Raw genomic sequence first — 22,769 nt, 5'->3', positions numbered from 1 at the left:
CCACCTTCCCCCATGACCCGCAAAGCACACGAACTGGACCACCGCATCGTCGGCGACGACATGCAGTGCGTGGAGATCACGCTCGACCCGCAAGAGACCGTACTGGCCGAGGCTGGTGCCCTGATGATGATGGACGAGGGCGTGCAGATGCAGACCATCTTCGGCGATGGCAACGGGCAGGAGCAGAGCTTCCTGAACAAGCTGTGGGGTGCAGGCAAGCGCATCCTCACCGGTGAAAGTCTCTTCATGACGGCCTACACCAACCAGGTGAACATGCGCCGCACGGTGTGGTTCGCGGCGGCCTATCCCGGCAAGATCCTACCGCTCGATCTGCGCGACTACGGCCAACGCCTCATCTGCCAGAAGGATTCGTTCCTCTGTGCCGCCAAGGGCGTCAGCATCGGCATCGCGTTCCAGAAGAAGATCGGCGCGGGTCTCTTCGGAGGCGAAGGCTTCATCATGCAGCAGCTTGATGGTGATGGCCAGGTGTACATCCACGCGGGTGGCACCACGGTGCAACGCGATCTGCAACCCGGCGAAAAGCTGCGTGTTGACACCGGCTGCCTGGTGGCTATGACCAGCAGCGTCAACTACGACATCGAGTTCGTGGGCGGCATCAAGAACACACTGTTCGGTGGTGAAGGCTTGTTCTTCGCCACGCTGCAAGGCCCGGGGCACGTGTGGATCCAAAGCCTGCCCTTCAGCCGTTTGGCCGATAACATCGTGCGTGCCTCACCGAAACTGGGTGGCAGCCGCAAGGGCGAAGGCAGCTTGCTCGGTGGTTTGGGCGGTCTGCTCGACGGCGACAACTGAGAAAGTGCCAAGATCCAAGTAGCAAGTGTCAAGGTTCAAGAGGCGGGCAACCCGTCTTGGGTCTTGATACTTGCTACTTGGGCTTTGACACTTGAGACTCACTCCTCCGGTTTCTTCTGCCCGCCTTCCAGCGCATTGAGGAAGCCCTGCACGGCCCATTGCATCAGGCTGAAGCCGAGGGCCCACCAGAAGCCGTCCACGCGGAAGCCGTCTATCCAACGGTCCACGAGCATCACCATGCCTGCGTTGATGACCAGGATGAACAGTCCCAATGAGAGCAATGTGACCGGAAGTGTGAACAGGATGAGCACCGGCCGGATGAACGTGTTCACCAGCCCCAGCACGATGGCCACGATGATGCCGGTGGTCCACTCATCGATGTGCACGCCGCGCAACAGGCGTTCGGCCACCAGTACGGCCAACGTGGAAAGTGCAAGTCGGATCAGCAGTTTCATCGCGGCGTGAAGATGCGAAAGAGGCCGGTGGGATCCACCGGCCTCTTTCCACGTGATGCCCGTCGCGTTACTCCTTGACGAGCTTCTGGGTGTGCGTCTTGCCGTTCTGGGTGATCACAAGGAAATAGGTGCCATCGGGCTTGCCGCTCAGGTTGAGGGTGCGTTCGTAGGCCCCTTCGTAATCGCTGACGCTTTCGTGGTAAACACGCTCGCCTTTGGCATCGTGCACGTCCACGTTCAGGTCGCCTTTGCCCGGCAGGTCGAACTGCAGGCGGAAGAACCCATCGCTCGGGTTCGGGAAGCAGCGGACTTCTTCAAGCACCAGTTTGTTGTCGAGCCCGGCCACGCCTTTCTTGCGCAGCACGTCCGTCTCTTCGGGCGTCAGTTCGCGCCGCTCGATCACCACCCGCATTTCGCGGCGCACCTGGCCGTTCAGCTCATCGCGGAGGTCGTCCATTTCGCGGCGCAATTGCTCCATTTCGCGCTGCATCTCTTCTTGGTACTCCGGTGGAAGGCCGTTCCATTGCGGCATGCGGTACATGGGTGCCATGGGCGGCATCTCCGGCATTTCGGGCATCTCGGGCATGTCAGGCATCTCGATCACCATGGGCTCGTCGCCGCCCATCTTGCCTGAAAGCACCATTGTCTTTCCATCGCGCTCCACCAGCAGAACCGTTTCCGCTCCGGGCTCAGTTCCGTCAACGGCATCCACCAGATCATCGAAGTCACCGATCTCCGTTCCGTTCAGCTTCTTGATGACGTCATTGTCCTGCAGGCCCATTTCCTCTGCGCTGCTGCCGTCGACGACATCTTCCACTTGCAGGCCACCGTTCACCTGACCACCGGGCACCACGCCCAGGAACGAACCACCACCGCTGAACGAGTAGGTCCAGCCGCCATGCCCATCTCCATGCCCGTCGCCATGGCCACCGTAGTAGCTGTATTTGTAGCCTTCGCTTTCGTGTTCGCCCAGCGTGGCCGTCGTGGAACCCTTCTTGCCGTCGCGCCAGTACACCACCTTCACCGCTTCGCCGGGTTTGTGCGAGCGGATGGCCTCTGTAAGCGAACCATGGTTCTTCACCTCCTTGCCGTCGATCTCCACGATCACATCACCTTCCTTCAGTCCGGCCTTTTCCGCAGCCGTGCCTTCGATCACATGGGTGACGCATGCACCTTCTCTCACGGTGGTGTTGTTCTTGTTGGCCTTCTTGTCGTCTTCGCAAGTGCTCTGGTTCCAATTGCCGGAGTAGACACCGAGGTACGCGCGGGGTTCACCGGGTGCTTCGGCCCACACCATGGCCTCGGGAGCATCAAGGAACATGCTCATGTCCATGTCCTTCAGCACGCCGTCGTCATCGCGCTTGCGGATGTTGATCTCGATGCGGTTTGCGCCGTTCTCGATCGTCATTTCATCCAGCACGCCCATCTCTTTCAGCGCTTGTTGTATGGCCTCGGCGTCGTTCAACGGCACTTCGCGTTCGAGGCGTTTGGTTTCACCGTTCTCGGTAACGGTGATGTTGATGCGGGCTTTCGGTGCTTCCTTGTCCTGCGCTTGTGCCGAACAACTGGGCGCGAGGGCCAGCATGGCCAGCAAACTGATGGTGGAACGTGCGGTGTTCATGTTCGTTCTTGACAGGAGCGAAACTACCGGGGTGCGTAGGGAGGCGCTGTTAACGAACGCCAAAACGAGTTAAGTGCTCATTCACCGGAAAAGCGCTCCAGATCGCGCCGGTCGCGCTTGGTGGGGCGCCCTTCGCCGTGGTAGCCCCCTCGTGTGCGCTGGGCGAGTTCCAGCTTCTCCAGGTCCGCGAACGGGGTGGTTTCACGCAGCTGGCCGGGCACCAGTTTGGCTCCCACCCGCGAAGTGGGCAGCGCCAGGATCTCGAAGCGTTTCCAGATGGGAGGCACACGCACGGCTATTTCCGCTCCGGCGGCGACTTCCGCGGCGGGCTTCACCTCGCGATCGGCCACTTGCACGCGACCGCTGCGGCAAGCCTCAGTTGCCGCGCTCCGCGTGGGGAAGAGGCGCACGCACCAGAGGAACTTGTCGATGCGCATGGAAAAGGAGAGGGGCGACCTCAACGTCGCCCCTATTTTCAGTGACCCCGACAGGACTCGAACCTGTAACCAACAGAACCGGAATCTGTCATTCTATCCAATTGAACTACGGGGCCGGAAGAACCTGCCTGCGGCGGGCAAGCGGGCGGCGAAGATAGCCGTGGGGATCAGAGGTCACCGCTCAAGGGTGCGTGCGAGTTCCAAGAGGTCCTGAAGGGTGCTAATGCTGCTCCAACGGCGCTCGCGGACCTCGGGGCCCATGCCGTGGCGTTCAACCAGAAGGTCGGCCAACCGCATCATGGCAGTGTCGTTCACCTCCAATGCGGCCAATGGTGTGCCCAGAGTGGCGGCATCGAAAGTCCGTTGGGGCTTGGAGGTCACCTCGCTGAGCAGGGCCAGCACGATCCCCAGCGTGCCGCGCCCACGCTCCGGGCCCCCGGTGCGCACGAACGTGGCGATGGCATCGACGTTGCGGGCGTTATGCTGCACGAGGCTGTCACCCCGCACTTGGAACGAGAGCACCAATGGCCGTTGTGGCCAAGTGAGTTGCAGTAGGCCGTCGCTGTCCATGCCCCACGAACCGAATTCCTCGCGCTCGGTCGCTTCGCGGAAAGTGGAATACTGCACGGCCAAACCTGATGGGAAAAGGTCGAGTTGGGCGCGCCGCTCGTCACGGCCCGGCGTTCCGTACGAGAGCACGAAGCTGCCGCTGTTCGATGAGTTGGGCAATGCCGCACACCGAAGTGCCGGGGCCAGATGCACCAGCCGGTGCGCCACCACAGTGCTGTCCGCCGACCAACCGCCCAGCAACCAGACCTTCACCGCATCGCCCATATGGCCTACTTGGGTCGTGTAGAGCATGATCAGACTGTCCACTCCGGTGCCTACGGTCTTGAAGCGCTTGCCATCGGCGCACCGCATCCATTCACCTGCGCCATCCCTCAAGCGGAATTCCCCTTCGAACGACAAACTATCGCTGCCGACCACGAACGGGAAGGACTCCTGGTGGTCGGGGCGGTGGCATCCGAACAGTGAGGCCACGAACAAAACGGGCAGGGCTGAACGAAGGGAGCGCGTAGACGGTGTGAAATCCATGTTCCAACCTCCGGATGTCGCGGAGCCCGGCAAAAGTGGAGCAAGGTGATGGTTCTCCGGCATAGGCCATACGGCTACTTTCGCGCGCCGTTTTTCACGGCCCTGTACTCATCCGACCATGACCGAGCTCCGCAACATCGCCATCATCGCCCACGTCGACCACGGCAAAACCACACTGGTGGACCGCATCCTGCACCAGTGCCAGCTTTTCCGTGAGAACCAGGAGACCAGCGATTTGCTGCTCGACAACAACGACCTGGAGCGAGAGCGGGGCATCACCATCCTGAGCAAGAACGTCAGCGTGCGCTACAAAGGAGTGAAGATCAACGTGATCGACACCCCAGGCCACAGCGACTTCGGTGGTGAGGTGGAACGCGTACTGAACATGGCCGATGGTGTGCTGCTGCTGGTGGATGCCTTCGAAGGCGCCATGCCGCAGACGCGCTTCGTGCTGGGCAAGGCCATCGCGCTCGGCTTGAAGCCCATCGTGGTGATCAACAAGGTGGACAAGCCGAACTGCACGCCCGAGGAAGTGCACGAGCAGGTGTTCGACCTCATGTTCGCGCTCGACGCCAATGAGGACCAGCTCGACTTTCCCGTGGTTTACGGCAGCAGCAAGCAGGGCTGGATGGGCCCCGATTGGAAGACACCGACCGAGGACGTGAGCTACCTGCTCGATGTGATCCTGGAGAAGATCCCTGCCCCGAAGAAGGTGGACGGCACACTGCAGATGCGCATCACCAGCCTCGACTACAGCAGCTTCCAAGGGCGTATCGCCGTGGGCCGCGTGAGCCGTGGTACCATCAAGGCCGGACAGAACGTGAGCCTGGTGAAGAACGATGGCAAGGTGGTGAAGGGCAAGGTGGCCGAGCTGATGACCTTCGAGGGGCTTGGCAAGGAGAAGGTGAAAACGACCGACCTCTCGAGCGGCGAGATCTGCGCCGTGATGGGTCTTGAAGGTTTCGACATCGGCGACACCATCGCCGACTTCGAGAACCCCGAGGGCCTGCCCGGTTTCAAGGTGGACGAGCCCACGATGAGCATGCTCTTCACCATCAACACCTCGCCGTTCTTCGGCAAGGAGGGCGAGTTCGTCACCAGCCGCCACCTGCGCGATCGCCTCTTCAAGGAGATCGAGAAAAACCTGGCGATGAAGATCGAAGAGACCGGTAGCCCGGACAAGTTGCTGGTTTATGGTCGCGGTATCCTTCACCTGGGCATCCTGGTGGAGACCATGCGCCGCGAAGGCTACGAGTTCCAACTGGGCCAGCCGCAGGTGCTGCTCAAGGAGATCGATGGGGTGAAGTGCGAGCCCATCGAGGCGCTCACTGTGCAAGTGCCCGAGCCGTTCAGCAGCAAGGTCATCGACCAGGTGAGCCGCCGCAAAGGCGAACTCATGAGCGTGGAGTTGAAGGGCGACCGCGTGAACATCGAGTTCAACATCCCTGCGCGCGGCATCATCGGCCTGCGCAACCCGCTGCTCACGGCCACTGAAGGTGAGGCCATCATTGCGCACCGCTTCAAGGGCTACGAGCCTTGGAAGGGCGAATTCCAGAGCGCACGCAGCGGCTGCATCGTGAGCGCCGAGACCGGCACAGCCATCGCCTACGCAATCGACAAGCTGCAGGACCGCGGTAAGTTCTTCATCGATCCCGGAGAAGAGGTGTACGCCGGCCAGGTGATCGGCGAAAGCCCCAAGCCCGACGAGGAACTCGCGGTGAACGTGATCCGCGTGAAGAAGCTCACGAACATGCGCGCCAGCGGCAGCGATGACAAGGTGAACATCGCACCGGCCGTCAAGTTCTCGCTGGAAGAGTGCATGGAGTACATCGCCAATGACGAGTACTTGGAGGTGACGCCGAAGAGCCTGCGCATCCGCAAGGTGCTCCTGGACGAGAACGAGCGCAAGAAGGCGAGTAAGGCCGTGGTGGCGTAGGCGACTTTCGATCTTCTTGGCGATCGATCCATCGGTTGATCGAACCTGTGGCGCGTTGGTGTGTACAGCACCGCACCAACAACACACGCCCCCGACGCATCGGGATGAAACACATGAGGACTTCCATCGTATTCGGCCTGTCGGCCATCGCAGCCATCGCAGGCACAGCAGCGCTCCTGTCGTTCACCAGCACGGATCTCCATACGGACCGTGAGTGCTGCATGAAACCGGATGCGGCCCGGCCCAAGGGCTGCGTCTTCAAAACCGTCTATGAAGGCGAAGGGTTGAGCAGCAACATGGAACTGAAAACCCCGGCGGAAGTCATGAACTCGCAACAGCGCGCCTATGACTGGATGAAGAGCGCCCAGCACAACGACGGCGGGTTCGCCGCGGGCAACCACGCCTCGCAGAACGTCATGGACCCGCACGCTTCGCCGAGCGATCCCGCTACCACGGCCATGGTGGCCATGGCGCTGCTGCGCGCCGGCAGCACGCCCGAAAGCGGGCCGTACGCCAACATCCTTGCGCGCAGCACCGAGTTCCTCCTCGGCGCCGTGGAGAAGAGCGATGAGAACGCGAGCAACATCACCGCGTTGCAGGGCACGCAGATACAGGTGAAGCTGGGTGCGAACATCGACGTGGCCCTGACCAGCCAGTACATCAGCAACCTCATCGGGCGCATGCCGTGCACGCACCCGCAGCGCGATCGATGGTTGCGCGCGCAGGACAAGTGCGTGCGCAAGATCCAACTGGCGCAGGCGGCCAATGGCGCCGTGCAAGGCGGTAGCTGGGCCGGTGTGCTGCAGAGCAGTTTCGCCACCAACGCCTTGGAGAGCGCACAGCACAACGGTGCCGATGTTGACGATGAAGCCCTCGACCGTGCGCGCTCTTACCAGAAAGCCAACTTCGATGCAAGTTCGGGTACGGTGGCCACCGGCGACGCCGCTGGCATCACGCTGTACGCGGTGAGCGGTAGCACGCGCAGCAGTGCCAAGGAAGCCCGGAAAGCGGAAGAGGATGTCAAGAAGCTGAAGGACGAAGGCAAATTGGCGGCGGCGGCGCCTGTGAGCGTTGAGAACCTGCAACAGGCCGGTTACTCGCGCGACGAGGCCGAGAAGATGAACACCGCGTGGAACGTGTACAACGCCGCCAAGGTGCAAGCACAGTCAGAGACGGTGCTGCAAGGGTTCGGCAACAATGGTGGTGAAGAGTTCCTCAGCTTCCTGCAGACCGGTGAGTCGCTCATCATCAACAACGACCAGAGCTGGAAGGATTGGTACAGCAATACCACCGCGCGCTTGGTGAACATCCAGAACGAGAACGGCAGCTGGAGCGGGCACCATTGCATCACCAGTCCTGTGTTCTGCACGGCCACCGCGCTGCTCATCCTCAGCGTGAACAACGACATCGATATGCTGGTGGCGCAAGGTGCCACGGTGAAGAAGTAAGGTAGTGGCGATCTGGCGCAGGAGCGAGCAAGACCTCGCCCTGCGCCGGGTCATTCTCGGATGTCAACTCCGGGCTTACGAAACGGTCAGTCGTTTCCCGAAGAGCGCCTCACCCAAAGCCACACGAGCGCTGCCAGAAGGAGGCCATAGCCGATGATCTTCAACCACGGGAGGCGGACTTCAGCTCGTGGAAGCCTGGAGTTCACGAGCGCAATTTCCTCCTTCATGACGCCTGCGTGGACCTTCGTGTATTTCGGCCGTTGGTCTTGCTTCACTTGCGGCCACCGTCCGACCACATGGTCCTTGATGAACTCGTTCACGCGCTCCATGGCCGCGCGTTCCGTGCTGTCGCTGCCGGTGTAGCCGTTCTCGTTCAGTTCCAGTTCCAGTTCGGTGAAGGTGCACCAGCGGCCGCTCATGGTCCCGGTCACTACATCGAGGCTGAGGGTTGCGAAGGGCATGATATCGCGGTTGATGTAGATGCGCCGGCGCATCTGGTCGATGAGGGCTGTGGGTCGCAGACTGTCGGCCATCATACCGTAGCGTGAAAGGATGCTCCGCAGGCTATCGCGGTGGGATGGCAGGACCAACCCGAAGAACGGATGACGTTCCAAGGGCCCGCCCGCGCTATCCGCGGTCAGCGTGTCGGGCTTGAACTTGTACTCGCCACGGTTCAGGACATTGTCATCCACGCGATTGATCTTCACTTGCATCAACCGGCGGCCATGCTTGCGGTCCAGTGTGTCGGTGAGCACTTGTCTTGAACGAAGCCGCACACTATTGCCGACCTCGAGCAAGCGGAGCTTTTCGTCGTCGAAGTACTGGTCCACAATACGGTCGGTGGCCACTTTCGAGGCAAAGCTGCTGTCACGTTCCCGCAGCACGCAGTGCTCCGGCCCGAACTCGGCGACGAGCCAAATCCAGAGCGGATCGGCAAGGGTGTCGGGCACATGCAGCTTGTACTCGTTCTCCACGCGCATCAGGCCATTGTGGCTTGCACTGCCCGTCGATTGTGCGATCGCGCTCAGGCAGAGCAGGGCCATGAACACTGAAAGTGATGAGCGGCTCACGGGGCAATGTTAGGAGGCCAACCTTCGCGCCGAACGAAAAGCAGGTTACGCATGGTGCTCTGGTCTGTTCTGTTGGTGGTTGTGGTTGGCATCACGGTGTTCTTCGCCTATTTCAAGTTCGCTGCGCGGATCGGAGCGGATCCCATAGGCGACCGCAAGGCCCGTATTGCAGCCCTGCCGAACTATGGCAATGGAGTGCTCAACAACGCCGTGCCCGCGAACATGCACATGCCTTTCGGCACCATGCTCGGGGTGCTCTGGGAATTCACCAAGGGAGGTGCGGAACGGCAACCTGCCGGTGTTCTGCCCAACGCACCTTTCGATCGTGCTGCATGGGATGCACTGCCCAACGATGGTTTCGCATTCGCTTGGTTCGGGCATTCCTCCCTGTTGTTGAAGGCAGGCCCCATGACTTTCCTCATTGATCCTGTCTTCGGCGAACGCGCATCCACGTTCTCCTTCGCCGGCCCGAAGCGGTTCAGCTACCGGGAGCACATGCGGGTGGACCTGCTGCCGAAGGTGGATGTGGTGCTGCTCTCGCACGATCACTACGACCATCTGTGCCATGAAACGATCGTTGCGTTGGTGGCCTCCGGTAACGTGCTGAAGTACATCGCGCCGTTGGGCGTGGGCGCCCACCTGGAACGCTGGGACGTTGCGCCGGAGGCCATCGTGGAGAAGGCGTGGTGGGAGGACGTGCAGGTCGGTCCGGTGAAGTTGACGTTGGCACCCGCGCGGCATTTCAGCGGACGGGGCCTCACCAATCGCTTCAGCACCTTGTGGGGTTCATGGGCTTTCGAGTGCAACGGCCAACGCATCTACTTCGGTGCGGACAGCGGTTACTCGCAAACCTTCAAGGAGGTGGGCGATCGGCTCGGGCCGTTCGATCTCGCCTTCCTGGAGTGTGGTGCTTACAATGAGCGTTGGGCCGATATCCACATGGTGCCGGAGCAGACCGCGCAGGCTGCCGTGGATGTGAAGACAAAAGCCTTGATGCCCATCCACTGGGCCAAGTACAGCCTGGCCATGCACGCGTGGAAAGAGCCGGTGGAGCGTGTGTCGGCGAAAGCAAAGGAGTTGGGCATGCCGGTCTTCACACCACGACCGGGCCGCATTGTGCGCTGGCCCGACCAACAGGTCAGCGAGCGGTGGTGGGAGGAAGTGAATTGAGGCGCCCTAGTTGAAGATGCGTTGCACCGCATCGCCAACTACGATCAAGTGAAGACCTGCAGCGATGCATTCAATGTTGAACAGATCGTTGGCTGATGTTGTGCGCCAGCGCCGGATCTCCCGACCTGTCGCATCCAACAGACGGACTTGAGAGCCCAAAGAGGCGTGCTGAACGACGAAGGTCTCGGCGCCTGGGGTGTGGATGATCCGCAAGTTGTGCTTTCCATGTTCGTTGATGCCGATGCCGCCGTAGTAGAACGGTGGGGACATTCCGAAACAGCCTTCAAAGCCGAGCACGTAAACCGTGTAAGTTCCATTCGACGTTGGAGAAAAATCGGGTGTGCTGCCTATCCAAACAAGGTTTCCGTCGAGGTACCAGTGATAGATCATTCCCACCCCGGTCGCAAACAAGAGCCCAGCGCTCTCAACAATGGTGGGTTCCGGGGAGTCGCCGACACCGATCACGATCTGACCAGTGGTATCCGTTCCACACAAACCGTTGACCACACAGTGTATGGAATAAGTGCCTGGAGCGATGGGTCCGAACGTAAGGGTATCGGCGTTCGTTCCCGATGGAAGTGAATCAATGAACCACTGGTAGGTGAGACCGCTACCGATGGCACCAACATCAAGGGTCATGGTGCTCTGCTCACAGAAGTCTGATGGTGCGCCAGGTTCGCTGATGATCTGCGGAGGATCGCATGCTCCCGTCTTCAACAGGATGGCTGCATTGCCCTGGCCAATACTGGTGCCGTTCATGCTCCAGTTGCCGTTGCCACCGGCCACGTATTTGGTGTCATCGGGGTCGATGTGCAGACCTTCGAAGTAGTTGCTCACCGAACTGCCCAACTGCGATTCCCACTCGAAGGCGCCGTCGGCACCGTTGTACTGCAAGAGGTAGGCGCCGTTGGTCCACATGTAAACGGTTCCCGGGCCAGGGTCGGCATCGAAGTTGTCGAGGTGCGAACCGCCGACCACCACGTCGCCATCGGCATCGAGAACAAGGTTCTGGAAGTTAGGTCCGCCGCTCTGGCCTGTACTGAACACATTGCTCCAGAGAAGTGCGGGCGCAGTGGAGTACTTCGCGATCCATCCCCACATGTAACCGCCGATGTTGATGGTGCCGTTGGTCTGGCCGGGTTCCAAGCTGGCCATACCACCGTAGAATTCGCCGCACAGCACGAGATCGCCGTTGGCGTCCACTGCAATGGCGCTAGGCTCCACGGTGTTGGCGCTGGCGCCGAAGGCGAACGCATCGATGAGCGTGCCGTTGGTGGTGAAGCGCGCCACGACCACGTCATCACCGGTGCCGAGCTGGTCCAATGTGTAAACGCCCGCAGAAGGGTCCATGTCGACGCTCGTTCGGAAGAGGCCCGTCACTACGGCATTGCCCGAAGCGTCGAAGGCAATGGCCTTGGCCTCATCGTTCCACGTGTTGCCGAACACGTGCCCCCATTGATAGTTGCCGTCCGGGTCGAACTTCGCTATCAGGCCATCGCGGCTCGCCGGGGTCGGGTGGAACATGGCGACACCTGGTCCGGGGTCCATGTCGATGCTGTCGTTTATGGCACCCGCGATCCAGATGTTACCGGCCGCATCCACTTCCAGCGCGTGCATCTCATCAATGCCGCTGAACGAGCCGAAGGTCTTCGCCCATACCACGTTGCCGTCCGGGTCATAGCGGGCGAAGAAGAAGTCGCTAACGCCACCCACGTTCAGTTGCCCGGGGCCCGGATCGAAATCCACCGAGTCGATCATGTAGCCACCAATGATCAGATCACCGCCGGGCTGCCGCTCGATGAAATCAGGAAAGGCGTTCGATGCTGTGATGAGCTGTTTGGCCCAAACGAGCGCGCCCGAACTATCGTATTTGGCCAGTAGCATGTCGAAGTCCGTTTGGGCAGCCGTGGTGAGCATGGTGGTGCCCGGCCCGGGATCCATGTCCAAGTTGTTCGCGAAGTGCCCCACCGCGTACACCGCACCATCGGGACCTGTCGTGACCCCGCGCAGCGTGTTGATGTAGTTGGATGCGTTGCCCGGGCCGGTGAACGCGTGTCCCCAATCAAGGATGGGCACTTGTGCAGTCGCCTCGTTGGCGCAGATCAAGAGCAGGGCAAGGTGCGGCTTCATGCTGAAAAGGTAGGCGTGCTTTGGACGCGGGCGGCGGCAAGGAGGATGCCCGGAAGCACGGGCCTTCTATTTTGACCGCCCAACCAACCTCGACATGTCCATTAGCACCAACTCGGTCGTCTCCTTCCATTACACCCTGCGCGACGATCAAGGCACCACCCTCGACACATCCGATGGCCACGATGCCTTCGCCTACATACAGGGCATGGGCATGATCGTGCCCGGCCTGGAACAGCAAATGGAAGGGAAGAAGGTGGGCGACAAGTTCAAGGCCGTGGTGCCGCCCGGCCTGGGTTACGGTGAGTTCAACAAGGAGCTGTTGCAGAGCGTGCCTTTGGACAAGTTCGGCGGGCAGACGGTGGAGGAGGGCATGCAGTTCAGCGCGGGAGGCCAAGCGGTGTTCACGGTGAAGGAAGTGGCCGACGGCAAAGTGCTGCTCGATGGCAATCACGCACTGGCCGGTGTAACGCTGCACTTCGACGTGGAGATCACCGAAGTGCGCCAGGCCACGGCCGATGAACTGAGCCACGGCCATGTGCATGGACCGGGCGGGCACCATCACTGATCACTTCTTCGCCACCAGCACGAACACGTCCTCGTTCTTGCGCTTCATGTAGTAGCGCTCACGGGCGAACTTCTCCTTCAGGGCCGGGTCGCCGTTCAGTTCAGCGATGCGTTGGCGCGTTAGGGCGATCTGGTCCGTGTAGTGCTCGTGCTGCTGCTCCAAGCGGTGAAGGGCCCGGCGGTTCTTGAACGTCGTGAGCGCGTCGCTCTTGTCCAGGAAGGCGATCCACACCAGCAGGAACAGCGCGGTAGCCCCGTATCGGTTCCGCAGCCAGCGCGGGATCAGCTTCACGAGCTTGCCTTTCATGCGGTGAAGGTCGCTGGGCCCCGGCACCCGTCCGAAGCCCCGCGCCTTGGGAGATCAACGATCGATCGTTCAACGCCGGGTCACTTGCCTTTCTTGTTCCGGTAAGCCTTGTTCTTGCTGTCCTTTTGGATGAGCTTTTTCTCGGCCTCCGGCTTGGCCTCCATGTCCTTCAATTCACCGGCGTAGCTGTTGTTGATGGACCAAAGCATCGTTTGCAGTGTGTTCGCTTGCACCCGGTCGAAGCTCCCTTGAAGGAAGGTAGCGTTGGCGCTGACCATCTCCTCCGCCGCGCTGTAGTTCCCTTTGTCGGCCTCCATCATGGCCTGCTCCAGGTTCCAGTTGGCCTGGTATTGTACTTGGCGGCGCGTTACTTCCGCGTTCATGGCGTCGGCAATGGCCTGCTCATCGCCGCTTGCTTCAATGGCCACGAACGCATCCTGCGCGGCACGGGTGCTGGTGTTCAGCACATCATCGTACTCAACGCGGGCGGCCAGCTTCACTGGGCCGTGCACGCCTTCGCGCGGGGCAAAGGTCACCACCACGTTGCGCTCCTCGCCGCTGTACGCATCGTTCAGGCGCAGGGTGATGCGACCCTCCTGGATCGTGGGTTCAGCGCCCCACACCTTTTTCACCTCCACGAGTTCGCGTGGATAGTCGAGGGTGAGCAACACGTTCTGGGCCACCACGGCCAGCAACCCGTTCATCTCTTCCTGGAAGATGGCGGCCGTGCGGTCCGGCGAGCCGATGTACCAATAGTTGCCTTGCCCGATCTCTGCCAGCGCGGTCATCAGGTCTTCGTTGAACTCGGCCCCCACGCCGAACGTGCTCAGCGCGATGCCGTCCTTCTCGAACTTGTTGCTGATGATGCGCTTCAGCTCCACGGGTGAGGTGATGCCTTCGTTGGCCAACCCGTCGCTCAGGAGCAGCACGCGGTTCACGTAGCCATCGCGTTTCATCTTCAAGGCTTCGGCATATCCCTGCAGCATGCCGCCGCTGAGGTTGGTGCCGCTGCCCGGGTGCAACTGGCGGACGAGCTTCTTCGCTTCGGCTTTGTCCAGCACGGCGGCATCCGCGCCGCGGAGCACGCGCACATCGCTGTCGTAAGCCACGATGGTCAGGCGGTCTTCAGCGTCGAGGTTGTCCACCAGTTTGTCGAAGGCATCCTTCACGTACTCCAGCTTGCCAGCGGCCTCCATGCTGCCGCTCTTGTCAATGACCACCGCCAGGTTCAACGGCAGCCGGTCGGTGTGCGACGTGTCGCGGATGGCAGTCGTTTTCAGCAGCACGTGCAGGTCGTCGCCGCTGCCGGTCTTCACGAGCGGATGCTCGGCCATGGCGTGCAGCACCAAGGTGGTGGACTGTGCGGGTGTGTTGGGCACCGCCACAGCAGGGGCGGCGTTCATGGGGTCAGCGTCGGCCATGCGCGCAGCGGGCGGTGCGCATGCAACGCACCATACGGCCAACGTGGCCAGCAGAAGGAGCGGGGTCTTCATGTGAGGTGGTGTTAGGCGTGAATGCAAGCCACGCGTACGGGTAACGCGGCGGGTGGCCGTACACCTCCTCAGGAGGCAGGTTCGATCCCGTGGTAAAGAAACCGGTCGTACGCTACTCAGATGAACGCTGTGCGAAGATCACGTACCCGAAGTTCAGGCTCACGGCCCAGGGGTTCTCCAGCCCATCGATATAGCTGGTGTTGAACCACACCGGCCCGATGGGGCTTTGGTAAATGAGCGAGCCGCTGGCCAGGAAATAGCGATCACTGATCGGGGTGCCTTCGGCGGGTTGATCGATCGCCTCGCGCTCGATCTTCTTGTAGGGTTGGAACGCGTATCCCTCCAAGCGCAGGTCGAACTTGTTCTTCGCGACGGCGATGATGGCACGTGCGCCGACGGCCACGTATTGGCTGGCACGGAAGTCTTCGAGGAAGTAGGTGCGGCTCTCCGGGGTGGGCTGGAAAACGGGAGCACGCGCGATGGTGGCGGTGTAGTTGCTGAACGCGGGATAGGAACTGTACAGACCTTCCGCAAGCACCCCCAAGCGGAAATTGCGCGTGAGCACGAAGTACTTGTCGAAGGTCACTTTGGCGGTGAGCCATTCGTGGTGGTGGTTCTCCGGCTGGCGGCTGCCACCGCCCAAGGTGCCTGGTGTGGTCACCTCATCGCCGCCGAAGTAGCGCAGCTCGGCCTTCAAGCATTCGCCAGCATTGGGGTGCTGCTTGCGGTTGAGGCTGTTGCGTTCGATGAGCAGGCCGGTGGTCACGTGATAGAACTCCGTCACGTCAGCGGTGTCCGTGGCGTTCCACTCCAGTTGTTGATAGTAGCTGTCCTGTGTTTGCACGTATTTGAAATCGTAGCGCAGCAGGCCCTTGTTCCCAGCGCTCAGGCCCACGTTGAGGCCGCCCCAGCCTTCGCGCAGCACGATGTAGCTGGGCCGCACTTCGTCGAAGAAGGTGGTGAAGCTGGTGAAGTGGTCCCACCGGTGCAGGGTGAAGACGGGTTCGATGTAGAGCGGGGCTTGCGTGCTCAGGTCGACACGCAGCTTGGCTTGGCCCGCCGAGTAGAACTTGCCGAAGTAGGAGAGGGCTTCCAGCCGCGCGCTGCTGCGCCCGAAGATGTGGTAACGCAGACCGACCATGCCAGTGTTCACGGGTCGGCTGCTGAAGATCCCACCGAAGCGCACGTCGAGGTCCTTTTCGCGCTTCACCAGCACATCCAGGTCGTAGTTGCCGTTCTGTTTGTTCCACGTGGCCTTGGGGTGCAGGCCGCCCACGTTGTAGTCGGCGAAGAGGCGGAAGTAGCGCGGCTTCAGTTCGGCAGTGGTCATAGGCGCAGGGCGGCGGCCGATGAGGGTGCGCTCGGCGTACTTGGTCTGCTGTTTCGTTAGGCCGTTGATGTGCACATCGCCGAAGACCGGTTCGGTCAGGCGCGACTTCCACTGTGCTCGGCGGGCAGTGGTTTCGGCAGCGGTGCGGTACTGATCGATGATGGCCTTGATCTCGGGCATGCGCTCCATGGCAGCATTGTATCCGTCCTGGATAGTGCTCTCCGGGTCGTTGAAGTCGAAGAGGCCCGTGTTCGACCTGGGCGCCACGATCACGCTGTGCTCGCAGGGGATGCTATAGTCCGTCTGCTGTTGCATCATGGCGCGCAACTGGCTCATCAGGTCGTCCTCGTTGGGCGGCCCACCGTTGTATCCCACATTGCTGCCGATGATCACATCCGGCAGGAACGCGTCGTAGAGCACATCACTGGGAAAGTTGTTGAACAGTCCGCCGTCCATCATCAGGTGGCCGTCCACACGGATCGGCTTGAAGTAGAACGGATAGCTCATGCTGGCGCGCACGGCTTGCGCCAGATCGCCTCTGCTGAACGTTACAGGCCGGTTGGCGGTGATATCGCTGGCCACGCAGCGGAACGGTACGAAGAGGCTGTCCATGTTGTACCCCGCCGCCTTGCTCGCCGGAGCGAACGCGCGCATCTGCTCGAAGTCGATGAGCACAGGGCTTCGCAGGTTGGTGGGCAGGCTGAGTTGCAGGGTAGTGTCAAGGTCCAGCTTCACGTTCACCAAGGAGGCGTCCGGTGCATCCTGTTTGAAGTAGTGCATGTAGCGGTCTTCGATGCCGCCGGCCGCCATCAATTTGTTGAGCTCGGTGTTGAAGATGCTGTCGATCTCCGCAGGCGACCATCCCGCCGCGTACATGCCGCCGATGAGCGCTCCCATGCTGCTTCCCGCGATACAGTCCACAGGTATGCCGTTCTCTTCCAGTGCCTTCAGGACACCGATGTGCGCCATGCCCGTGGCACCACCACCGCTGAGCACGATGCCAACGCGCTGGGCCCACAGGCTGGCCGCGATCAGGAGTGCGAACAGGAGCGAAGAAGCGCGGCACATGGGGCGCACGAAAGTACACGCCACCAAATGGCGGTCTCAGGCCGACAGTGTGCCGATAAGACCGTTGAAATAGCCGGGTGAACGGAGCAGGCGGCTACCGTACCAACTGAACATCTCGCCATCGACCATCCGCACAGGGGTTCCAGGGCATATGAAGTTCAATTCGTCCATGTGCTGCTCGTTGAAGGGGTAGGGTTCGCTGGAGAGCAGGATGATGTCCGGGTCGGCTACGGCCAGGTCGCGCGGGGTGATCTCCGGGTAGCGCGCATCGTCCTCGTCGAACACATTCACCAGTCCGCAGCGCCGTAACATGTCATTGATGAAGGTGCCATGACCGGCCGCCATGAACGGTTCGCGCCAGATCAGATAGGCAACGGTCAGCGGCTCCTGCAAAGGGCGGACGTTGTTGAAGGCCTCTGCAATGCGCCGCGACATGTCCACTGCGCGCTTGGGCTCGCCAACGAGTGCCCCAAGACGCTCCACCATGTCCAGCGCCCCGGCCAGGTCGCGCACGTCGCTCATCCACACGGGGAATTCCTTCTCCAGTTGCAGAACGTCCAGTCGTTCGTTCTCTTCCTTGTTGCCGATGATCAGGTCCGGCTTCAGGGCACGCACCTTGGCGAAGTCCACCTTCTTGGTGCCTCCAACACGGGTCTTGTTCCTGAACCACTCATCGGGGTGCACGCAGAACTTGGTGATGCCCACGACGCGTTCGCCCAAGCCGAGATCGTAGAGAAGTTCCGTTTGCGAGGGAACAATGGAAATGATGCGGTACGGTGGTGCCCCATGGGAAACCGTGCGGCCAATTTGGTCGATGACCGCCTCCACGTTGGCTACTTCAGCCCTCCCTTCTTCCCGCCCTCGCCTGTCACATAGCTCACGAACAGGTTGAGCACTTCGACCTGGCCGGCGTCACCATTGCTGCATGCGGCCTTCATGTTGCGGATCAGCTCGCTTGAAGCTGGTGACAGCTCCTTGCCCTCGCCCTTCAGTACTTGGGCCCACGCCATCAACTCGGTCTTGCCCATGTTCCGCGTGCCGTTGAACAGATCAAGGAACTCCAACGGGTGTTCGTTGAGGTAACGCGGCACGTTGCTCTGGATGGCGTTGTAGTAATCACCTTTGGCGCCTGTCATCGTGAGCGAAATCGCACGTGCAGCATCGGTGCGCGTTCGTGCATCATCGGAGTTCAGGTTGCCGACCAACGCCACGAATTCCGGGCCGGCAGCGGGGATCGGTTCAGGGTTGCCGCTCAAGATGTTCTTGCGCGCATCCTCCGGAAGTGCGTTCAAGGTGTTCTCGTCCACCCAGCGTTTGGAGCCCGTGGCCTGCACGGTCAGGGAGTCGGTCTTGGCGGTGGAGCCGTCCACTTGGCCGTTGCCGGAGCAAGCGCCCAGCAGGCAGGCCATGGCGATGATGGATAAGCGTTGCACGTTCATTTGAGTTTTCCGATGATGTCTTGTTTGGTGATGATCCCGAACGCGTTCGTGCCGTTCGGTGCGGTGGGCATTTGCACCAGCACGGCCGGTGTTCCGTTGCCCAAGCTCTTGGCAATATCCTCCAGATGCGCTTCAGGGCTGATCAAGGGCAACGCAGGGCCCATGACCACGCGCACCTTCTGCGTGCGCACGTCGGCGTCTTCGAGGATGGCGTCGAAGAGCCGCGCGTCGGTGATGGTGCCCACGGGCTTGCCGTTCTCCATGACAGGCAATTGGTCGATGTTGTGCTTGCGCATGCGGTCGATGGCCAGCAGCACGGGTTCTTCGGCTTCCACCGAGACCAGTCCCAGCTCTTTGCCCTTCAGCAGATCGCCGGCCGTGGGTTTTTCCTCGACGAGGAAGCCGCGCTCGCGCATCCAGTCGTCGTTGAACATCTTGCCCACGTAGCGTGTGCCGTGGTCGTGGAAGATCACCACCACCGTCTCGCCCTTCTTGAAGTTGTCCTTCAATTGCAGCAGACCGGCCATTGCGGCGCCCGCGCTGTTGCCCACGAAGATGGCCTCCTCTTTCACGATGCGGCGCGTGAAGATCGCCGCATCGCGGTCGGTCACCTTCTCGAAGTGATCAATGATGTTGAGGTCCACGTTCTCGGGCACGAAGTCCTCGCCGATGCCTTCAGTGATGTACGGATAGATCTCGTTCTTGTCGAAGATGCCCGTCTCCTTGAGCTTCTTGAACACCGAGCCGTACGTATCGATGCCCCACACCTTCAGCTTGGGGTTCTTCTCCTTCAGGAAACGCGCCGTGCCGCAGATGGTGCCGCCGGTGCCGACGCCTACCACCAAGTGGTCCACCTTGCCGCCGGTCTGTTCCCAGATCTCGGGGCCGGTGGTCTCGTAGTGTGCTTTCGCGTTGCTGGGGTTGTCGTACTGGTTCGCTTTCCAGCTGTTGGGCGTTTCGTTCACCAGGCGGCTGCTCACGGAGTAGTACGAGCGAGGGTCTTCAGGGTCCACATTGGTGGGGCACACGATCACCTCGGCGCCGAAGGCCCGCAGAATGTCCACCTTCTCACGGCTCTGCTTGTCGGTGGTGGTGAAGATGCACTTGTAGCCTTTGATGATGGCGCCGATGGCCAGGCCCGTGCCCGTGTTGCCGCTGGTGCCTTCGATGATGGTGCCACCGGGCTTCAAGCGGCCATCGCGCTCGGCATCCTCGATCATCTTGATGGCCATGCGGTCCTTGATGGAGTTGCCGGGATTGAAGGTCTCCACCTTTGCGAGCACAGTGGCGGCCACGTCTTTGGTGATGCGGTTGAGGCGCACCATGGGCGTGTTGCCGATGGTGCTGAGGATGTTTTCGTGGATCTTGATGGACATGGACGTGCGGTCGCGGGCGAATGTACCGGCTTCGTTGCGGTCAGAGGTTGTCACATCGAGCAACGCCGCAAGCGTGGGCCGCAGGCCGCGTAGCGACCGAGGAGCCGAGAAGCGGCAACCGTTAGGAAAACCGGATGGCCCGCACCGGAGGTATCCGGGTTACCAGCATGCTCGGGAGCACCAACGCGGCCATGCACACCAGCAGCACACCCACGTTCAGAAGAAGGATGGGCCACCATTCCAGCAGCACGGGCACCGCGTTCACGTAATACACGTCCATGTCCAGGGATACCTGACCTGTCGCATGTTGGAGCAGGCACAGGCCGATGCCCAAGAGGTCGCCGAGCACGATGCCTATGCCGAGGATATAGGCGGCGTCGATGAGGAAGATGCGCCGTATGGTGCCGCTGGTGGTACCTAACGATTTCAGGACACCGATCATCGTGGTGCGCTCCAGGATGATGATGATGAGCGCGCTGGTCATGTTGATGATGGCCACGATCGTCATGAGCACGATCACTACCCACACGTTGGTGTCCAGTAGTTCCAGCCACGCGAACATTTCAGGGAACTGCTGCCGCACGGTGATGGTCCGCAGGCCATAGCCCAAGTGGTCGCGGTAGATGGCATCGTCCAGCGCCAGCAGGTCATCGTAGCTGTCCAGCGCTACTTCAAAACCGCCGACGTACTGGTTGTGCGTGCTGCCCTCGTGCGATCGTTCGACCCGCGCTTGCTGCACGACCAGGTCGGTGCCCAAACTGTGCGTGATCGGGATAACGACATCCGGTATGATGCGCACTGTGGAGGTGTCCGGAACGGTGCCACTGTTGTCATGCACCACCAATGTGAAGGTGGTGTCCTTGGGACGGGTCGGGAATTGCTCAGGGCGCCAGCTGGCGTTGTGCCAGTCCCATAGCTGAACCCGGTGGGGGCCCGGACCTTTCAGATCGGTACCCGGCCATTCAAAGGTGTAGTTGCGGTCGCCGCCGAAGGCCGATGCTTCCAGTGTGACATAGCGGCCTTCCTCCACATCGCCCACCAGTATCTCCGCCTGGAGCCCCCAGTTGCTGAAGCGCTGTAGATGCCCGATGTCGATGAAGACCACTTGTTGGTCCAATTGCTCCAAGCCGGTGCGATAGATACCGCACACCCTGAACTTCCGTGGCCGGATGTCATCCCGGTCCTTCACCAAGTAGATCGTTATGGTGTCTTCGTTTGCGATGGACAAACGTTCGGCCATCCACTGGCTCAGCAGCACTTCGTTGCGTGGCCCGGCACTGTCGTTGCCGACGGTGGGTATATGGCCGGACACCAATTGATGGCGCAGGAACGTCCAGTCGTGGTCGGCGCCCACGCCCTTCACTACCACGCCTTGTATCTCCCCGCTCGTCTCAATGATGCCCGGTTTGGTGGCGAACACACTGATGTGCCTCACGCCAGTAACCGTGTCCAAGTGCGGGTAGAAGGGCTGCCGGATGCTCAGGCGCGGCGTTTCCTTGGCGTCGGTCTGTTCCATGCTGGCGATCTGCAGGTGCCCGCCAGCGCCAATGAGCTTGTTGCGCACCTCCTGCTGGAAACCCGTGCTGATGGCCACCGTGATGATCATGACCGCCATACCGATGACGATGCCTGATACCGCTATCCACACAATGGGCCGCGACAACCGGTCGTGCCGATCTTTGGCCGCAACGATGCGCCTTGCGATGAAGTGTGCGAACCCCACGTTTACCCTGCGTTCCCTGAGGCCGTCGAAGATAGCCGCCGCATGTGCGGCACTTCTTGTGCTTCCTGCCTGTGCTCAGCAACCCACGGCTCCTGTGCTTGCACCGGCTGCGCCACAAGCGCTTGCTCAACCGGCCTTGGACAGTCTACGGACCGGTGCCCAGCGCACGGAGGAATACGTACCCAGGCTCCTGGGCAAGCGGGTGGCCTTGGCCACCAACCACACCGGGCGTATCGGCAACACGCTGTTGGTGGACACGCTGTTGGCCCTGAAGGTGAACGTGGTGCGCGTGTTCAGCCCTGAGCATGGTTTCCGCGGCGATGCCGATGCGGGTGCGCACGTTGGAGACACCAAGGATGCGCGCACCGGCCTGCCGATCGTTTCGCTGTACGGGGACAAGAAAAAACCCGAAGCTGCTGCCCTTGCCGATGTGGACGTGGTGCTCTTCGATCTGCAGGACGTGGGCGTGCGTTGCTTCACGTACGTGAGCACCTTGCACTATGTGATGGAGGCCTGCGCCGAGCAGGGCAAGCCGTTGATCGTGCTCGACCGCCCGAACCCCAACGGTTTCTACATCGATGGCCCGGTGCTGAAGAAGGAGCATGCATCGTTCGTTGGGCTGCATCCGGTTCCGTTGGTGCACGGTTTGACCCTGGGCGAATTGGCCGGCATGATCAACGGAGAGGGCTGGTTGAAGAACGCGGCGAAGTGCGACCTCACCGTTGTGAAGTGCGCTGGATATGACCATGGGCTCTACTACGCGTTGCCGGTGAAGCCATCGCCCAACCTCCCGAACATGGCCGCCGTGTACCTGTACCCCTCGTTGGTGCTCTTCGAGGGTACCGAGGTGAGCGTGGGCCGCGGCACCAACAAGCCGTTCCAATGCATCGGTGTGCCAGGCGGAAAACTGGGCAACCACCGCTTCACACCGGTACCGATGCCCGGCGCAATGGAACCCCCGCACAGGGCGGTGGAGTGCCGCGGGATGGACCTGAGCGAATACGGAACCTTCTACTCGCGCATGAACAAGCAGATGAACATCCAGTGGCTTATGGGCTTCCACCAGCAGGCGCCGGACAAGAAGAAGTTCTTCAACAACTTCTTCGATACGCTGGTGGGTTCACACGACCTCCGCGGCCTGCTGATGAACGGCGCCGATGAAGCACGCATCCGCGCTGCATGGAAGCCCGAGCTCGATGCCTATATGGTGCTGCGCGGGAAGTACCTGCTCTATCCGGACTTCAAGTAGCGAGCGCGCCCACATCGTACCAAGCACGGATTACTGGGCCATCAA

Annotated in this window: 19 protein-coding genes and 1 tRNA gene; 6 read left to right on the top strand and 14 right to left on the bottom strand. The window is 61.1% G+C overall.

The features are described from left to right. Positions 1 to 12 precede the first annotated feature (12 nt). Positions 13 to 813 carry a TIGR00266 family protein gene (locus IPJ76_03455; protein QQR87291.1) on the top strand — a complete coding sequence of 267 codons (801 nt, stop codon included), beginning with the start codon at positions 13 to 15 and terminating at the stop codon, positions 811 to 813. 98 nt (positions 814 to 911) lie between these two features. Here the strand turns inward: IPJ76_03455 and IPJ76_03450 are convergent, their stop codons facing one another. The 5 genes from IPJ76_03450 to IPJ76_03430 all read right to left on the bottom strand — a co-directional run bounded on the left by IPJ76_03450 (position 912) and on the right by IPJ76_03430 (position 4,367). Continuing rightward, positions 912 to 1,268: a phage holin family protein gene (locus IPJ76_03450; protein ID QQR87290.1), complete on the bottom strand. Its 357-nt coding sequence runs from the start codon at positions 1,266 to 1,268 to the stop codon at positions 912 to 914. Between the two features lie 67 nt (positions 1,269 to 1,335). Further along, positions 1,336 to 2,889 carry a PDZ domain-containing protein gene (locus IPJ76_03445; GenBank protein QQR87289.1) on the bottom strand — a complete coding sequence of 518 codons (1,554 nt, stop codon included), beginning with the start codon at positions 2,887 to 2,889 and terminating at the stop codon, positions 1,336 to 1,338. A 77-nt stretch (positions 2,890 to 2,966) separates the two neighbouring features. After that, positions 2,967 to 3,326, bottom strand: a complete 360-nt coding sequence (locus IPJ76_03440; GenBank protein ID QQR87288.1) for an RNA-binding S4 domain-containing protein — start codon at positions 3,324 to 3,326, stop codon at positions 2,967 to 2,969. 42 nt (positions 3,327 to 3,368) lie between these two features. Then, positions 3,369 to 3,442, bottom strand: a tRNA-Arg gene (locus tag IPJ76_03435). Between the two features lie 58 nt (positions 3,443 to 3,500). Then, complete coding sequence (locus IPJ76_03430) at positions 3,501 to 4,367, bottom strand: hypothetical protein (protein QQR87287.1); 867 nt, start codon at positions 4,365 to 4,367, stop codon at positions 3,501 to 3,503. 172 nt (positions 4,368 to 4,539) lie between these two features. Between IPJ76_03430 and typA the strand changes: the two genes are divergently transcribed. Both typA and IPJ76_03420 read left to right on the top strand, forming a co-directional pair. After that, positions 4,540 to 6,357, top strand: a complete 1,818-nt coding sequence (gene typA / locus IPJ76_03425) for a translational GTPase TypA (GenBank protein QQR87286.1) — start codon at positions 4,540 to 4,542, stop codon at positions 6,355 to 6,357. A 113-nt stretch (positions 6,358 to 6,470) separates the two neighbouring features. After that, positions 6,471 to 7,805 (top strand): terpene cyclase/mutase family protein, encoded by a 1,335-nt coding sequence (locus tag IPJ76_03420; protein ID QQR87285.1) that lies wholly within the window; start codon positions 6,471 to 6,473, stop codon positions 7,803 to 7,805. Positions 7,806 to 7,891: 86 nt separating this feature from the next. Here the strand turns inward: IPJ76_03420 and IPJ76_03415 are convergent, their stop codons facing one another. Continuing rightward, a complete protein-coding gene (locus IPJ76_03415; GenBank protein ID QQR87284.1) occupies positions 7,892 to 8,875 on the bottom strand; it encodes a hypothetical protein in 984 nt (327 codons plus the stop codon). Positions 8,876 to 8,926: 51 nt separating this feature from the next. Between IPJ76_03415 and IPJ76_03410 the strand changes: the two genes are divergently transcribed. After that, complete coding sequence (locus tag IPJ76_03410; protein ID QQR87283.1) at positions 8,927 to 10,045, top strand: MBL fold metallo-hydrolase; 1,119 nt, start codon at positions 8,927 to 8,929, stop codon at positions 10,043 to 10,045. Between the two features lie 6 nt (positions 10,046 to 10,051). Here IPJ76_03410 and IPJ76_03405 read toward each other — a convergent pair whose 3' ends face one another. Then, positions 10,052 to 12,175, bottom strand: coding sequence for a hypothetical protein (locus IPJ76_03405; GenBank protein QQR87282.1), 2,124 nt, complete (start codon positions 12,173 to 12,175; stop codon positions 10,052 to 10,054). A 94-nt stretch (positions 12,176 to 12,269) separates the two neighbouring features. Here IPJ76_03405 and IPJ76_03400 point away from each other — a divergent pair, with 94 nt between their 5' ends. Beyond that, complete coding sequence (locus IPJ76_03400; GenBank protein QQR87281.1) at positions 12,270 to 12,740, top strand: peptidylprolyl isomerase; 471 nt, start codon at positions 12,270 to 12,272, stop codon at positions 12,738 to 12,740. Here the strand turns inward: IPJ76_03400 and IPJ76_03395 are convergent, their stop codons facing one another. The 7 genes from IPJ76_03395 to IPJ76_03365 all read right to left on the bottom strand — a co-directional run bounded on the left by IPJ76_03395 (position 12,741) and on the right by IPJ76_03365 (position 21,367). Continuing rightward, positions 12,741 to 13,046 carry a septum formation initiator family protein gene (locus IPJ76_03395; GenBank protein ID QQR87280.1) on the bottom strand — a complete coding sequence of 102 codons (306 nt, stop codon included), beginning with the start codon at positions 13,044 to 13,046 and terminating at the stop codon, positions 12,741 to 12,743. Positions 13,047 to 13,126: 80 nt separating this feature from the next. Then, positions 13,127 to 14,539, bottom strand: a complete 1,413-nt coding sequence (locus IPJ76_03390) for a VWA domain-containing protein (protein QQR87279.1) — start codon at positions 14,537 to 14,539, stop codon at positions 13,127 to 13,129. A gap of 112 nt (positions 14,540 to 14,651) precedes the next feature. After that, the gene (locus IPJ76_03385) at positions 14,652 to 16,937 is read right to left on the bottom strand and encodes a patatin-like phospholipase family protein (GenBank protein ID QQR87278.1); all 2,286 of its coding nucleotides are present in this window, start codon (positions 16,935 to 16,937) and stop codon (positions 14,652 to 14,654) included. 36 nt (positions 16,938 to 16,973) lie between these two features. Next, entirely contained in the window at positions 16,974 to 17,765 is a 792-nt protein-coding gene (locus IPJ76_03380; GenBank protein ID QQR87277.1) for a cobalamin-binding protein, read from the bottom strand. A gap of 5 nt (positions 17,766 to 17,770) precedes the next feature. Next, entirely contained in the window at positions 17,771 to 18,376 is a 606-nt protein-coding gene (locus IPJ76_03375) for a hypothetical protein (GenBank protein ID QQR87276.1), read from the bottom strand. Beyond that, positions 18,373 to 19,752: a pyridoxal-phosphate dependent enzyme gene (locus IPJ76_03370; GenBank protein ID QQR87275.1), complete on the bottom strand. Its 1,380-nt coding sequence runs from the start codon at positions 19,750 to 19,752 to the stop codon at positions 18,373 to 18,375. Before IPJ76_03370 ends, IPJ76_03375 begins: the two co-directional genes overlap by 4 nt. A 121-nt stretch (positions 19,753 to 19,873) precedes the next feature. After that, positions 19,874 to 21,367 (bottom strand): ABC transporter permease, encoded by a 1,494-nt coding sequence (locus tag IPJ76_03365; protein ID QQR87274.1) that lies wholly within the window; start codon positions 21,365 to 21,367, stop codon positions 19,874 to 19,876. A gap of 88 nt (positions 21,368 to 21,455) precedes the next feature. Here IPJ76_03365 and IPJ76_03360 point away from each other — a divergent pair, with 88 nt between their 5' ends. Then, a complete protein-coding gene (locus tag IPJ76_03360) occupies positions 21,456 to 22,724 on the top strand; it encodes a DUF1343 domain-containing protein (protein QQR88388.1) in 1,269 nt (422 codons plus the stop codon). Positions 22,725 to 22,769: the final 45 nt, after the last annotated feature.

Source organism: Flavobacteriales bacterium, from assembly GCA_016699575.1.
Taxonomy (GTDB): domain Bacteria; phylum Bacteroidota; class Bacteroidia; order Flavobacteriales_F; family PHOS-HE28; genus PHOS-HE28.
This window is presented reverse-complemented; position numbering and strand designations above follow the sequence as displayed.

What these genes read in the sequence shown, in the direction of transcription:
- IPJ76_03395 (QQR87280.1), bottom strand. Translation starts at nt 13,046, where the DNA reads ATGAAAGGCAAGCTCGTGAAGCTGATCCCGCGCTGGCTGCGGAACCGA.
- IPJ76_03445 (QQR87289.1), bottom strand. Translation starts at nt 2,889, where the DNA reads ATGAACACCGCACGTTCCACCATCAGTTTGCTGGCCATGCTGGCCCTC.
- IPJ76_03365 (QQR87274.1), bottom strand. Translation starts at nt 21,367, where the DNA reads ATGGCGGTCATGATCATCACGGTGGCCATCAGCACGGGTTTCCAGCAG.
- IPJ76_03385 (QQR87278.1), bottom strand. Translation starts at nt 16,937, where the DNA reads ATGTGCCGCGCTTCTTCGCTCCTGTTCGCACTCCTGATCGCGGCCAGC.
- IPJ76_03420 (QQR87285.1), top strand. Translation starts at nt 6,471, where the DNA reads ATGAGGACTTCCATCGTATTCGGCCTGTCGGCCATCGCAGCCATCGCA.
- IPJ76_03405 (QQR87282.1), bottom strand. Translation starts at nt 12,175, where the DNA reads ATGAAGCCGCACCTTGCCCTGCTCTTGATCTGCGCCAACGAGGCGACT.
- IPJ76_03410 (QQR87283.1), top strand. Translation starts at nt 8,927, where the DNA reads ATGGTGCTCTGGTCTGTTCTGTTGGTGGTTGTGGTTGGCATCACGGTG.
- typA (QQR87286.1), top strand. Translation starts at nt 4,540, where the DNA reads ATGACCGAGCTCCGCAACATCGCCATCATCGCCCACGTCGACCACGGC.
- IPJ76_03400 (QQR87281.1), top strand. Translation starts at nt 12,270, where the DNA reads ATGTCCATTAGCACCAACTCGGTCGTCTCCTTCCATTACACCCTGCGC.
- IPJ76_03455 (QQR87291.1), top strand. Translation starts at nt 13, where the DNA reads ATGACCCGCAAAGCACACGAACTGGACCACCGCATCGTCGGCGACGAC.
- IPJ76_03390 (QQR87279.1), bottom strand. Translation starts at nt 14,539, where the DNA reads ATGAAGACCCCGCTCCTTCTGCTGGCCACGTTGGCCGTATGGTGCGTT.
- IPJ76_03440 (QQR87288.1), bottom strand. Translation starts at nt 3,326, where the DNA reads ATGCGCATCGACAAGTTCCTCTGGTGCGTGCGCCTCTTCCCCACGCGG.
- IPJ76_03360 (QQR88388.1), top strand. Translation starts at nt 21,456, where the DNA reads ATGAAGTGTGCGAACCCCACGTTTACCCTGCGTTCCCTGAGGCCGTCG.
- IPJ76_03370 (QQR87275.1), bottom strand. Translation starts at nt 19,752, where the DNA reads ATGTCCATCAAGATCCACGAAAACATCCTCAGCACCATCGGCAACACG.
- IPJ76_03450 (QQR87290.1), bottom strand. Translation starts at nt 1,268, where the DNA reads ATGAAACTGCTGATCCGACTTGCACTTTCCACGTTGGCCGTACTGGTG.
- IPJ76_03375 (QQR87276.1), bottom strand. Translation starts at nt 18,376, where the DNA reads ATGAACGTGCAACGCTTATCCATCATCGCCATGGCCTGCCTGCTGGGC.